At 70.6% G+C, this 14,756-nt stretch carries 4 protein-coding genes; 3 read left to right on the forward strand and 1 reads right to left on the reverse strand.

Going from position 1 to position 14,756, the window contains the following annotated elements:
- The first annotated feature begins 135 nt into the window (after positions 1 to 135).
- From A176_RS40755 to A176_RS05190, 3 genes are all read left to right on the forward strand, one after another.
- Complete coding sequence (locus A176_RS40755) at positions 136 to 5,709, forward strand: lamin tail domain-containing protein (RefSeq protein WP_044889642.1); 5,574 nt, start codon at positions 136 to 138, stop codon at positions 5,707 to 5,709.
- Between the two features lie 190 nt (positions 5,710 to 5,899).
- Entirely contained in the window at positions 5,900 to 11,467 is a 5,568-nt protein-coding gene (locus A176_RS05185) for a lamin tail domain-containing protein (protein WP_002638835.1), read from the forward strand.
- Positions 11,468 to 11,624: 157 nt separating this feature from the next.
- On the forward strand, positions 11,625 to 13,577 hold the full coding sequence (locus A176_RS05190) for a M3 family metallopeptidase (RefSeq protein WP_002638836.1): 1,953 nt from the start codon (positions 11,625 to 11,627) through the stop codon (positions 13,575 to 13,577).
- Between the two features lie 15 nt (positions 13,578 to 13,592).
- On the opposite strand, the gene A176_RS05195 is transcribed toward A176_RS05190, so the two are convergent.
- Positions 13,593 to 14,657: a hypothetical protein gene (locus tag A176_RS05195; RefSeq protein WP_044889641.1), complete on the reverse strand. Its 1,065-nt coding sequence runs from the start codon at positions 14,655 to 14,657 to the stop codon at positions 13,593 to 13,595.
- Positions 14,658 to 14,756: the final 99 nt, after the last annotated feature.

Consider the following 14,756-nt stretch of genomic DNA (forward strand, 5'->3'; position numbering starts at 1 on the left):
CCGGCGCGGGCAGCTCTGTCGGAGTCGTAAAATTCCGATATGTGATTGCTTTGCGCCGGGGCATGTCTGCTAGAAGGCCCCGCCGCCTCGTGAGGGGGAAGTTCACACGAGGTGCGTCTGCTCTTGGGGCCTTCCATGTCCGTGCGGCGTCTTCTTCACACCCAGGTGCTGGGTGTGCTGTTCCTGGGCCTGTCTCTCGCGTGTGGTGGTGGGGATTCCAAGCCCCCTGGGCCTCAGCCGCAGCCGGGCCTGGACGCCACGCGCTCCTCGGTGGAGGTGAGCCGGACCTCGCGAGTCATCGCGGACGGTCAGGACGTGGTCACCGTCACCGTGACGGCGCGGCGCGAGGACGGCTCGCCCGTGGAAGGGGCCTCGGTGAGGGTGGAGGTGTCCGGTGAAGGGAACACCGTGACGCAGCCCACGGGCCGGACGAACGGACAAGGGGTTGCCGTCGCGTCGGTGATGTCCACGCGCGCGGAGGAGAAGACGGTCTCCGCCACCGTGGAGGTGGATGGGCGCTCGGTGCTCGTGAGCACGCGTCCGGTCGTCACGTTCGACGCGGTGCCGCCCGCGCGGCTGGTGTTCTCCGCGGGGGCGCTGAGCGCCCGTGCCGGCGTGCCCGTGGACCCCTTGGCGGTGGTGATTGAGGACGCGAACGGCCGCTTCGTCGAGACCTCGACCGCGGAGGTGACGCTTTCGCTCGTCGCGGGGCCCGGTGCGGCATCGCTGGACGGCACGGTGACCGCCTCCGCGGTGGGCGGTGTGGCGCGCTTCACCGAGGTGGTGTTGACCCGAGCGGGTGCGGGCTACCAGCTCAAGGCGGAGGCGGACGGACTGGAGCCGGCACTGAGCCCCGTCTTCGACGTGACGCCCTCCTACGCGGCGTCGGTCGAGACGTCGGGCCTGCCGTCGAACGTGGTCGCTGGCGCGGCCTTCGATGTGGAGGTGACGGTGCGTGATGCCTTTGGCAACGTCGCCAGCGGGTATCGGGGCACGATGTCGGTTCGCGCGTCGGATGTGACGGCGGAGGTGCCATCGGCGCATGCGTTCACGGAAGGCGACGCGGGGCGTTTCCGCTTCACGGGCCTCCAGCTCAAGCGGGCGGGCTCTCAGCGCGTGGACATCGTGGACGAGGTCCAGCCCGCGCTCTCGGCGGGCGCGGACCTGCGTGTGTCCGCGGGGAGCGTCGCGGGGCTGGTGTTCGTGCAGGTGCCTTCGCGCGTGTCCGTGCGGGCGACGCTGCCCCTGGTGCAGGTGGGGCTGGAGGACATCCACGGGAACCGGGTGACGGCGTCGGCGCCCGGGGTGACGTTGGGGCTGGGGTCGTCGACGGTGTCCCTGATGGGGAGCACGGAGGCAACGCCGGTGGAGGGCGTCGCTTCCTTCGCCAGCGTCCGGGTGGAGTCGGAGGGTCGCTTCCGGCTTCGGGCCACGGCCGACGGCTTGCCCCCTGTGGAGAGCGCGGACCTCGACGTCGTGGATGACGTTCCGCCCGCGACGCCGGTCCTCACGGCGAGCGCCGCGACGTTGAGCACCGTGACGGTGTCCTGGGTCGCGGTGGGGGATGACGGTGAATGGGGGCAGGCCACGGCACACGACCTGCGCTACTCGACGTCGCCCATCGACACCGATGCGCGGTTCGACGCGGCGACGCCAGTGCCTGGGCTCTCCGCGCCGTCACCGGCGGGGACGTCCGAGTCCGCCACCCTCACGGGCTTGAACCCCGGGACCCCCTACCACGTGGCGTTGCGTGTGGTGGACAACCAGGGCAACACCGCGCGCTCGGCGGGGGTGATGGTTCAGACGCGTGACCCGGGCGTCGCGCGGGTGGCCTTCACGGTACAGCCCGCGGGTGGCATCGCCGGGGCCTCGCTGCCCGGCGTTCGTGTCGCCTTGCTGGATGCGGATGGCCAGGTCTTCACGTCGGCCACGTCGCCGGTGACGCTGACGTTGGTGGGCAGTGAGCGTTTCCAGGCCGTGCAGGTGGCCGCGGTGAACGGCGTGGCGAGCTTCGACGGCCTGACCGTGGCGTCGGCGGGGACGCACCGCTTCTCCGCGAGTGTCGCGGGGCTGCCGGCGGTGCAGAGCGAGCCGTTCACCATCCAGCCGGGCCCGGCGGTTCGCCTGGGGCTGTCGTTGGCCTCGGGGACGCTCTCCGCGGGTGTCGCGGGGGAGCTGGTCGTCACGGCCTATGACGCCTTCGACAACGTGGCCCCGGGATACACCGGGACGGTTCGCTTCACGTCCGACGACGCGCAGGCGCAGCTACCGGCCGACTTCACCTTCACGTCCGCCGCGGGCGGCCGACACACCCTCGGAGGCGTCATCCTGTACGCCTCGGGTGTCCGGCACATCACCGTGACGGATGCGGCGCAGCCGCAGTTGACGGCGACGCTCGACGTGGAGGTGGTCACGGGCGCGGTGGACCGGCTGGAGCTGGCCGGGCTGCCTGGTGCCATCTCCGCGGGGGTGGAGCAGCACGTGACGGTCTCCGTGAGAGACCGCTTCGGCAACCTCGTCACCGGGTATGCGGGCACGGTGCGGTTCACGTCGACCGACAGCGGCGCGACCCTGCCCGCGGACTACACCTTCGTGCCGGGGCAGGACGCCGGGCAGCACACCTTCCCGGTGGTGTTGATGGCGGCGGGTTCGCGCTCGGTGACGGTCCGGGACGTGGGGCAGACGTCGCTGACGGCGACCGCGAGCACGCAGGTGTCGGCGGGCGCGGTGGCCCGGATGGTGCTGACGTTGTCGCCCGCGCAGCCGGCGGTCGGCGCGAGCGTGACCGCGACGGTGTCCATCCGCGATGCGTTCGACAACGTGGCCACGAACTACCGGGGCACCGTGCGCTTCGAGGCGCCGGGGGATTCGGGGGCCACGGTGCCCGCGGACTACACGTTCACCGAGGCGGACGCGGGCCAGCGGATGTTCAACGTGGCCTTCACGGTGGTGGGAAGCCGGACCCTCGTTGCGAGGGACACGGTGGTCGCGGGGCTGACGGCGCAGGCGCAGGTGGCGGTGCGGCCCGGGGCGCTCGCGGCGTTGCGGATGACGCCGCTCCCGACGGAGCTCGTGGCGGGTCAGTCCCGCTCCTTCTCGGTCACCGCGTATGACGGGTTCGGCAATGTGAAGACGGACTACACCGGGACCGTGGTGACCTCGTCCTCGGATGCCGCCGCCTCTCCTCTGCCGACCCGCACCTATGCACTGGCGAACCAGGGCGTGCAGTCGTTCCCCATCACCCTTCGGACCGCTGGGAGCCAGTCGGTGACGTTCCGGGACTCCGCGGCGCAGGTGTCGGCCTCGCATGCCCTCACCGTGACGCCCGGGGCGCCGGCCGAGCTGCGCTTCCCGTCGTCCGTCGCCTTCGGGCTCGTACGGCAGGTCCTTCCGGGGTTGCGCGTCACGGTGACGGACCTCTTCGGCAATCGGGTGAGCACCGCGTCGTCCGCGGTGACGCTCGGTCTTCAGGGCGGGCCGGCGGGGGCATTGCGCGGCACCTTGACGGTGGTTCCTGTGGACGGGGTCGCGACCTTCTCCGACGTGTCCCTGGATGACGAAGGCACGTACACGCTCACCGCGACCATCGGAGGCTCGAGCCTCACCTCCGCGGAGGTCCTGCTCGTCGTCACGGATGACATTGCCCCCGCGCAGCCGGTGCTGTCCGCGAGCCTGCGGGACTACCGGACGGTCCACCTGACGTGGCGGGCGACGGGGGACGACGACATGCTGGGCACCGCCTCGCGCTATGAGCTGCGTTACAGCGCGTCGCCCATCACCGAGGGGAACTTCGCCAGCGCGACGCTGATGACGACCGCCCAGCCGCGCGCACCGGGTGAGGAAGAGGAGGCCACGCGGGTCCTGCCGTCCGCGGCGGCGACCTGGTACTTCGGCCTGCGCGTGTTCGACGGCGCGGACAACAGCAGCGCCCTGGCCACCACGTCCATCACGCTGCCCGGGGCGTGTGCGGACTTTGTCTGTCCGCCCAGGGCGGCCGAGTGCGCGGCGGATGGCGTCCGCATCGTGCGGTATGCCGAGGCGTGCGTGGTGCAGGACGACGTGCCCCGCTGCGTCTACACGCCGACCACGAACCTTTGCCCGGGCCAGGGCGCGGTCTGCTTCGACGGCGCCTGTGCCACGCCGTCGCGCGCGGGCAGCAGTGACGTCCTCATCACCGAGGTGATGTATCAGCCCACGGGGGGCACGACCGAATACGTGGAGATTCTCAACCTCACCGACAAGCTGCTCGACGTCTCCGGGCTGGACGTCGATGTCGAGATCGCGTCGGGCGAGCGCTTCACGGTCGACGTCCGGTGGGTCGCCGGTCAGCGCCCCCTGATGGCGCCGCACGGGATGCTCGTCCTGGGCCCGAACGCGAATCGCGCCACCAACGGCGGCATCCCCGTTCACGGTGTCTTTCCGGGCAATCCGCTGGATGACACCCGGGGCCGCGTCGGCGTCCTCCTGGGGAACTCCTACCTGGACCGGATGAGCTACGGCTACAGCACGCACATGAACTCCGGACCCGGCCGCTCCCTGAACCTGGCGCCGCTGATCTACGACGCGCCGAGCTCCCGGCCCTGGTACTGGTGCCCCAGTGAAACGCTGCTCTCCGGGGCGAACCGGGGCACGCCGGGGCAGCCGAACGAGTCGTGTGGCGTCGTCATCCCGGGCCCCGTGGAGGACTGCTCCATTCACAGGCCCAAGACCTTTGGGCTGCCGGTCAACCAGGGCACCACCCAGAACGTCTTCAGCCGCTTCTATACGGACCAGGTGACCACCCGGAACGCAGCGGGCAACGACGAGTTCCCCTACCTCGTGGTCCAGATGGGGTACGGCACGGATGCCCAGGCGCCGGAGACCTGGGCGTGGCAATACGCGACGTTCCACTACGCCTACGCCGCGGACGCGGCCTCCGCGCACGAGGACGAGACGTGGTCCATCTTCGACTTCAACACGCTGGGCACCTACTTCTACGGCTTCCGCTACCGCTTCACCCGGGGGCCCGCGGAGGCCCAGGAATGGGTGTACTGCGACCAGGACGGCGCCGTCGCGCAGGGGAGCCCGGCCAACTTCGGCACCGTGACGGTGCAGCCCCCGGTGGCCGACCACGTCGTCATCAGTGAGGTCTCTGGCGCGGGCGTCGGCTCGAGCCTCGAGGACTTCATCGAGCTGCACAACCCCACCATTCTCGATGTCGACATGAGTGGATGGCAGGTGCAGTACCGCACGGCCGCCTGGGACAGCTCCGCCATCAACTTCACCGTGCTGACGACGTTGCCGCCTGGAAGCGTGATTCCGGCGCGGGGCTACTTCCTGGTGGGCAGCAACGGCTACGCGGCCTCCAACCCGAGCGTTCCGCCGGATGTGGTCTGGGGCAGCACCAACATCGCGTCGGGCGTCGGAAACGTGCGCCTGGGCACCGGACGCCTGGGGACGCAGCCCACCGACCGGGACGGGCTCGTGGATGCCCTGGGTTACGGCGTGGGACGGAGCGTTCCGGAAACCAACCCAGGCCCCGCGCACCCAGCGGCTGGAGGCAGCGTGGAGCGCAAGGCCCAGCCCACGTCGACTTCCGCGACGATGGCGGTGGGCGGCGCCGACGAGTTCCGGGGAAATGGTTCGGACACCGACGACAATTCACGGGACTTCGTGACACGCGCGGTGCGCCAGCCGCAGAACACGGCGAGCCCCACCGAGCGGCCCTGAGCCCTCTTCCCCGGGGGGCGGCCCCGGGGCCCGGACTCACAAGAATGGGTCAGGATGACCCCGTGGATTTTACCTGGGCTGCAAAGCTCTTGCTGGGGCCTACTTGGTAGGGCGGGATGTCTGGTAGAAGGCACTGGGGCCCCGCGAGGGGATGCGTGCATGTGGGGCCCGTTCGCTGCCGGAGCCATTCATGTCGCGTCGTCTGCTGGTGCTCGCCCGGTCTTTCGGGCTGAGCGTGCTGTGCCTGGGCGTTGCGCTGGGGTGTGGTGGAAGCTCCACGCCAACCCCCCCGCCCCCCGTGATTCCGCTGCCCGATGCCTCGCTGTCCACCGTGGAGGTGGACCGCGCGGCGCAGGTGCTGGCGAACGGGAGTGATCCCGTCACCATCACCGTGACGGTGCGGCGGAGGGACGGCTCCCCGTTGGAGGGCCGCACGGTGCGGGTGGAGGTGTCCGGCGACGGCAACACCGTGACGCAGCCCGCGGAGCGGACGAATGCCCAGGGCGTGGCCACCGCGTCGGTGGTCTCCACGCGGGGTGGTTCGAAGCGGGTGACGGCCGCGGTGGACGCGGAGGGGGGCGCGGTGGTGTTGGGCTCGCGCCCTGTCGTGGTCTTCTCGGCGTTGAGCGCGGCGCGGCTGGCGTTCGTGTCTTCCTCCGTGACGGCGAGGGCGGGTGCGCCCGTGGGAGGCCTGGAGGTCGCGTTCCAGGATGCCGAAGGTCACATCGTGACGTCTGCCACGGGCGAGGTGACGCTGGCGCTGGCCGCCGGTCCCGGTGGCGCGCCGCTGGGAGGAACCCTTCGGGCGCAGTCCGTGGAAGGCGTCGCCCGTTTTCAGGAAGTGGTGCTGACGCGCGCCGGTGTCGGCTACCAGCTCCGCGCGGAGTCGGCGGGCGTCGAGAGCGCGCTCAGCCCCCTCTTCAACGTGACGCCGGCCGCCGCGGCCACGGTCGAGGTGAGCGGTCTGCTGGCGACCGCCCCGGCGGGGGTTCGCCACGATGCGGACGTGACGGTGCGTGACGCGTTCGGCAACGTCGCCACGGGTTACCGGGGCACCTTGGCGGTCCTGTCTTCCGACGCGGCGGCCTCGCTGCCCGCGCCGCACACCTTCACCGAAGGCGATGCGGGCCGCTTCCGCTTCACGGACATCGTGCTCTATCGCGCGGGCCTTCAGCGCGTCGACATCCAGGACACCACGCAGACGGGCCTGACGGGGCGGCAGGACGTGCGCATCGCGGCGGGGCCCACCGCGGCCCTGGCCTTCGTGCAGGTGCCTTCGCGTGCGTCCGTGCGCGCTGCGTTGTCGCTCGTTCAGGTGTCGCTCCAGGATGCCTATGGCAACCGGACGCCGGTGGGCTCGCCCAACGTGACCTTGTCGTTGGCCGGCGGGGCGCCCCTGCGCGGCGTCACCGAGATGGCGCCCGCGGAGGGCGTGGCGTCGTTCACCAGCCTTCATGTGGACTCGGAGGGACGTGTCCGGCTCCAGGCCAGCGCGCCGGGACTGACGCCGGCCACGAGCACCGAAATCAACATCGAGGACGACGTGCGCCCCTCCACGCCGGTGCTCACCGCGACGGCCTCCACGGAGGACAGCGTCACCGTGGCATGGGTGGCCGTGGGGGATGACGGCGACCTGGGCCGGGCGGCGTCCCAGTCCTTGCGCTATTCGCTGGCCCCCATCCTGACCCAGGCGGACTTCGACGCGGCGACGCCCGTGAGCGTGGGCGCCCCCGAGGAGCCCGGCACGCCGGAGTCCGCCGTCCTCACGGGCCTCGAGCCGAACACGAACTACCACGTGGCGTTGGAGGTGGTGGACAATGCGGGCAATGGGGCGCGCTCCGCGAGCCTGATGATTCAGACGCGGGACCCGGGCGTCTCGCAGCTCGTCTTCTCGCAGCAGCCCCAAGGGGGCGTCGCGGGCGCCGTGCTGCCGGAGGTCCACGTGTCGCTGCGGAACTCGAGCGGAGAGGTCGTCACCACGGCGACGTCGCCTGTCACCCTCGCGGTGGTGGGGGAGCCCAGCTTCGAGCCCGTCCAGGTCGCCGCCGTCAACGGCGTGGCCGTCTTCACCGGGCTGGTGGTGGAGAAGGCGGGGACGCACCGGTTCACCGCGACCGTGACGGGCGTCCCCGAGGCGCAGAGCGATGTGTTCACCATCACCCCGGGCGCCGCGGCACGGCTGGGGCTCATCGGGCTCGTGGGCCCGGTGGCCGCTGGCGTTCAGGGAAGCGTGGAGGTGACGGCCTACGACGCGTTCGACAACGTGGTCACCGGCTACACGGGCCAGGTGCGCTTCACGTCGACCGACGCGGAGGCCGCGCTGCCCCAGGACTACACGTTCACCGCGGGAGACCAGGGCACCCATGTCTTCAACAACGGCGTGACGCTCCGGACTTCGGGAGCGCAGACCCTCACCGTGACGGACCTGGCCGCGCCGCAGGTGTCCGGTGAACTCACGGTGGAGGTGAGCACGGGCGCGGCGGCGTCGCTGGCGTTGAGCGAGCTGCCCGTTGGCGGCGTGGAGGCCGGGGCGGCGCAGAACCTCACGGTCACCGCGCGCGATGCTTTCGGCAACATCGTCACGGGCTATGCCGGCACGGTGCGCTTCGAGTCGAGTGACGGCCAGGCTGTATTGCCCGCGGACTACACCTTCGTGCCCGCGGACGCGGGGCTGCGCGGGTTCTCCGTGACGTTGGTGACGGTGGGCTCGCGGTCCGTGACGGTGCGTGACGTGGGCAACATGGCGCTGACGGCGACGGTGAGCACGGAGGTGCGGCACGGGCCGGTGACCCAACTGCGGCTGGCGCTGTCCACCGCCACGGCTTCCGCAGGCCAGTCGGTGGGCGTCACCGTCTCGCTGCGGGACGCGCACGACAACCTCGCGACGGGGTACCGGGGCACCGTGCACTTCTCGGCGCCCGGTGACACGCAGGCGACGCTTCCGGCGAACTACACGTTCGGCGAGGAAGATGGTGGGCAGCACCTCTTCAATGTGAGCTTCGCCACGGCGGGGGTGCGGCAGCTCGTCGTCACGGACACCCTGTTCGCTGCGCTGACGGCAACGGGGCAGGTGACGGTCGCTCCTGGCGGTCTCGCGGCTTTTCACGTGGTGGCTCCGACGGAGGCCACGGTGGCGGGTGAGCCCCAGTCCTTCACGGTCTCCGCGCAGGACCGCTTCGGCAACGTCCTGACGGACTACTCGGGGACGGTCGTTCCCTCCTCCTCGGATGCGGAGGCGGAGCCGCTGTCCGCGTACACGTACACGGAGGCGGATGACGGCGTGCACACGTTCGTCATCACCTTCCAGACCGCGGGCGAACAGTCGGTGACCTTCGAGGACGCTCAGGCGGATGTGTCCGGTACGGCCGCCTTCACGGTGGCGGCGGGCGCGCCCACGCGGCTCGCGTTCATTTCCGCGCCGGAGACGGGTTCCATCCTCCAACCGCTGCCCGTGACACGCGTGGCGCTGCAGGATGCGTTCGGCAACACCGCGGACGTCACGGCACCCGCTGTCACGCTCCATCTGGAGAACGCGCCCGGAGTGACCCTGGGGGGCACGCTGACGGTGTCGCCCGTGGCGGGCGTGGCGGCCTTCAGCGACCTGACCGTGAACCGGGCGGGGGACTTCGTGCTGACCGCGACCAGCGCGAACCCGGCGCTGACGTCCGCGGCGGCGCTGATCACCCTCATCGACGATGTCCCCCCCGCGCGGCCTGGGATGATGCTGGGCCTGGTGAACAGCTCGACGGTGCGAGTGACCTGGACGGCGACGGGCGACAACGGCATGGATGGCACCGCTGCTCGCTACGAACTCCGTTACAGCAACACGCCGTTCGACGCGCAGACGTTCTCGAACGCCACGGAAATCCCCACGGGCACGCCCAGGTCGCCCTGGCTGCCGGAGGAACTCCAGGTGACGCCCCCCGTGGGGCAGGCGACGACCTGGTACTTCGGGCTGCGCGTGTTCGATGCGGCGAACAACGGCAGTGCGCTCACCTACGCCTTCATCGAGGTGCCTGGGCCGTGCGCGGACCTCGTCTGTGCGCCTCGGGCGCCGGAGTGCTCGGAGGACGGCCTGTCGCGCGTGACGTACGCGGAGGCCTGCGTGGTGACCGCGGGCCTGGCGGCGTGCGAGTACACGGAGACCCCCGAGGTCTGCCCTGGCCAGGACGGCGTCTGCTTCGAGGCCGCCTGCACCACGGCGCCCGCTCCCGCGGCGGGGGAGTTGGTCATCAGCGAGCTGATGCACCGCCCCGACGCCAACACCACCGAGTACCTGGAGCTGACCAGCACCGTCGACGGTCCTCGGGACATCGCGAACCTGCGCATCCGCTTCGACAATGGCGCGGGCGCGGTGTCGGACTTCAGCGTGCTGACGCCAGGCGACCGGCCCTTCATCATCCCGGGGCGGGGCACCTTCGTCGCCGCGAGCAACGCGGATGCGGCGAACAACGGTGGCGTGCCGGCGCAGTACGGCTACGGCGGCACGCTCTTCACGCTGGGTCACTCGGGGCACCTCTTCGTCGAGATGGGGGCCACCGTGGTGGATGACGTGGCGTACTCCGCCGCCTTCCCGCAGACGGTGGGGCGCTCCATGAACCTGTCTTCCGCGGTGCTCGGGACGCGGGCCAGTCAGCACGCCTGGTACTGGTGTGACTCGGACGCGTCGCTTCCGGGCGGAGGCCGGGGCACGCCGGGCGCCGCGAATGAGTCCTGCTCCGTGGCCATCACGGGCCCGGTGGACTACTGCGCCATCCAGTACCCGAAGACGTTCTCCGCGCCCATCAGCGTGGGCACGTCACACTCCGTCTTCAGCCAGTTCTACGAGCCGCAGGTGACCAACCGGAACCAGAACGGCAACGACGGGTTCCCGCACCTCGTCGCGGAGCTGGGCCACGGCACGGACCCCTCCGCGCCGGAGTCATGGACGTGGGTGGCGACGGCGCCGAATCCTGGGTACGCCCCTTCGGGGAACAACAACGATGAACGGGTGGCTTCGCTCAGCGTTTCTGTTCCGGGGACCTACGCGTATGGCTTCCGCTATCGCTTCACGCAGGGCCCGCCCGAAGCCCAGGAATGGGTGTACTGCGACCAGGATGGCGTCGTCGCTCAGGGTGTCACGCCGAACTACGGCGCGGTGACGGTGACGCCGGCCGCACCGCCCGGGGCCAACCACGTTGTCATCAGCGAGGTGTGCGGCGGCAATGGCACCGGGAGCGCGGCCACGGATGAGTTCATCGAGCTCTACAACCCGACGAACGCGGACTTGGACATTGGCAACTGGCGCGTGCAGTACAAGTCCGCGACGGGGTCCTCGTACGGCGCCGGCTACCTCATCCCCGCGGGGACCCTCATCCGGGCCCATGGCTACTTCCTCCTGGGGGGCGCCAACTACAGCGGTGCCGTGGCGCGGGACCTGTCGTACGGCACGACGTTCGACGTGTCGGCGTCCACGACCGCCGGCGGACATATCCGCATCGGCCCGGGGCTGACGACCGCTGTCGGTGACGTGGCGGTGGACAAGGTGGGCTGGGGCACGGGGAACTCGCCCGAAGGCACCGCGGCGCCCAGTCACCCCTCCGTGGGTGGCAGCCTCGAGCGGAAGGCGCTGCCCACCTCCACCCCCGCGACCATGGCCGTGGGTGGCAGTGACGCGCTCCGGGGGAATGGCTCCGACACCGACAACAACGGCGCGGACTTCGTGACGCGCGCCGTTCGTCAGCCACAGAACTCCCAGAGCCCGACGGAACAGCCGTAGCCCCGGTCTCTCGTCCCGAGCCGTCCTTGGAGGCCGCCCTGGCGTGCATGCGCCGGGCGGCCTTTGCTTTTCCTGCGCCAATCCCTGCTGCTCCCAGGCGGACGGCGCATTAACTTCGCGGCCAGAGTCTCGCCGTCATCACATTCAGGAGCTGACTGTGTCAGAGAGCCAAGTCCCGGACGCCGCCCGCCTCGTCACCTGCCCGCCGGCCGAATTCACGCGCGCCGCCGAGGCGGCCATGACCGCCGCCCGCGAGGGAATCGCCCGCCTCAAGGCCCTCCGGCCCCCCTACGTCACGCGCGAGGTGTTGGAGCTCTACGACGAGTCCACGGCCGCGCTCGACGACGCGGGTGCCCGTGCCAGCGTGGCCCGTCACGCGCACCCGGACGCCGCCATGCGCGACGCCGCCGAGTCCGCCGAGCAGGCCCTGGAGACGCTCAGCAACGACATCCGCATGGACCGAGGCGTCTATGACGTGCTCGCGGCGGTGGACCTGTCTGGCGAGGACGCCGCCACCCGCAAGTGGATGGAGAAGGTGCTGCGCGAGTTCCGCCGCGCGGGCGTGGACCGGGACGACGCCACGCGCGCCCGGGTGAAGGCGCTCCAGGAGGAGCTGGTCCGCATTGGCCAGGAGTTCAGCAAGAACATCCGGCAGGACACGCGCACGGAGGCGCTGCCGCCCTCCGCCCTGGACGGCTTGCCCGACGACTACGTCCGAGCCCACCCGCCGGGCGAGGACGGGAAGGTGCGCGTCACCACGGACTACCCGGACATCGTCCCGTTCATGACGTACTCGCGGGACGCGAAGGCCCGCGAGCAGATGTGGCGCACCTTCCGTCAGCGGGGCCACCCTTCCAACGGAGACGTGCTCCAGCGGATGGTGGCGCGGCGGAACGAGCTGGCGGTGCTGCTGGGCTACCGCAACTGGGCGGCCTACGCGACCGAGGACAAGATGATTCGCGACGAGCAGGCCGCGTCGGACTTCATCCAGAAGATCGCCGACGCGTCCGGCGCGCGGATGGAGCGCGACTACGCCGTGTTGCTGGAGCGCAAGCGCCGCGACGAGCCCGGCGCCGAGCGCGTGAATCCCTGGGACCAGGCGTACCTGGACGACCGCGTGAAGGCGGAGCAGTACGCCTTCGACTCGCAGGCGGTGCGGCCCTTCTACGAGTACACGCGGGTGAAGCAGGGCGTGCTCGACCTGACGGCGCGCATGTTCGGCGTCAGCTACCGCCATGTCGCGGACGCGCCGGTGTGGCACCCGGACGTGGAGGCCTACGACGTGTTCGAGGGCGCCACGCTGCGCGGCCGCTTCTACCTGGACATGCACCCGCGCGACGACAAGTACAAGCACGCGGCCCAGTTCACGCTCACCAGCGGGAAGACGGGCCGGCGGCTGCCGGAAGGGGTGCTCGTGTGCAACTTCCCCCGTCCGGGCAAGGAGCCCGCGCTGCTCCTGCACAGCGAGGTGGAGACCTTCTTCCACGAGTTCGGCCACCTGCTGCACCACATCTTCGGCGGCCACACGCGCTGGGCCGGTGTGTCGGGCGTGCGCACGGAGTGGGACTTCGTGGAGGCGCCGTCGCAGATGCTGGAGGAGTGGGCGCGTGACACCGCCAGCCTGCAGACGTTCGCCCGGCACCACGAGACAAACGAGCCCATCCCCGCGGACCTGGTGGAGCGCATGCGGCGCGCAGAGGAGTTCGGCAAGGGGCTGTGGGTGCGCCAGCAGATGTTCTACGCGGCGCTGAGCCTGGAGCTGTACCGGCGCAAGCCGGACAGCGTGGACGCCGTGTCGCTCGTGCGCGAGCTGCAGGGCAAGTTCACGCCGTTCCCGTACGTGGAGGGCACCTACTTCCACCTCTCCTTCGGGCACCTCGACGGGTACTCGTCCAACTACTACACGTACATGTGGTCGCTCGTCATCGCGAAGGACCTGTTCACGGTGTTCCAGCAGAAGGGGATGCTGTCGTCGGAGCCCGCGCAGGCGTATCGGCGCGCGGTGCTGGAGCCGGGTGGTTCGGACGACGCGGCCCGCCTGGTGCACGCCTTCCTGGGGCGCGACTACGACTTCCGCGCCTACGAGGAGTGGCTCAACCAGGCGGCGTGACGGCGCGCCACGGCCTCAATTGCGCCCCCAATGCCGGGGGCGCGTGAAGCGGAAGAGGCCGCTGGCTTCCTCCTGGGCGATGACGTCCGCCTCGGCGCCGAAGTAGCGGAAGCGCACCTCCTGGAGGCGCGCTTCCAGGTCCTCTCCGGACAAGGTCCGCGCCAGCTCCGCGCGCTCTTCCATGTACCGGGTGCCCGCCTCCCAGCGGGCGTCCCGCGTCCGGTCCAGCGTGTCCCAGCGGCGCAGGGCTTCTTCCGTCAATCCCATCTCCTTGCGCACGGTCCGCAGGCTCCGCGCGCGCTCGGCGGGGGCCATGCCCGTCAGCTCCTGCTGGATGGAGGGCAGGCCCAGGAAACGGTTCATCGTCTCCTGGGGATGCCGGGCCAGGTGGGCCGGCGCGGCGTCTCCGTAGATGGCGTCGAGCCGCTGCTTGTAGGTGGACAGCTTCTCGGAGAGGGACGCGCCCTGCATGCGTTCGAGCGCCTGGAACGTATCGGCGACGGCCTGGTTCCGCAGCTCGGAGGCCCACAGTTGCCGCGCGGTCTCCGGTCCGAAGAGCCGGCCGCGCGCATCTCGCAGCGCGGCCCGGCGTTGCTTCTCGTCGAGTCCTCGCAGATACGAGGCGTTGGCCTCCATCCACTTCTCGTAATCCAGGCGGTTGCGCAGCAACGCCATGAGCACTTCGTATTTGCCGGGGAAGGCCTTCCAGAGGAAGTCCTCCATCAGCTCACGCCAGCCGTCTGGCGAGCGCATCTGGAAGTAGCGCATGAGCTGCTCCAGCATTCGGAGCTGGACGGACGGCTCGCTCAGACGCGCGCCATAGCGTTCGAGCAGCGAAGCCCGCAGCGCCTCCATCTCTCCGTCTGGAGACGCCGTCGCCGGCGACGACGCGGCCTTCACGCCGGGGCGGGGCGGGGCGGGCATTCCCGGAGCGGCCGTGGAGGGGAGGGCGCGGGGGGAGACGGGCTCGAGGGACGACTGCCCCGAGCGAACCTGCTCGGTGGGCACGAGAGACTTCACCACGAGCAGCCCGAGAATGAGCGCACCGGCCCCCAGCACGCGCGTCGCTTTCGTTCGCATGGAGCCCGTTCGTCGAACAGGCGGCTCCCTGCTGCCAATGCGCCCGGGGTCTAGTGATCACTGCTGGATGCCAAGGACATCCACTGGCAGGCGTTGGCC

Source organism: Myxococcus hansupus, from assembly GCF_000280925.3.
Taxonomy (GTDB): domain Bacteria; phylum Myxococcota; class Myxococcia; order Myxococcales; family Myxococcaceae; genus Myxococcus; species Myxococcus hansupus.

Bases quoted from the DNA above. Each gene is read 5' to 3' on its own strand.
- A176_RS05185 (WP_002638835.1), top strand. From the start codon at position 5,900: ATGTCGCGTCGTCTGCTGGTGCTCGCCCGGTCTTTCGGGCTGAGCGTG.
- A176_RS05195 (WP_044889641.1), bottom strand. From the start codon at position 14,657: ATGCGAACGAAAGCGACGCGCGTGCTGGGGGCCGGTGCGCTCATTCTC.
- A176_RS40755 (WP_044889642.1), top strand. From the start codon at position 136: ATGTCCGTGCGGCGTCTTCTTCACACCCAGGTGCTGGGTGTGCTGTTC.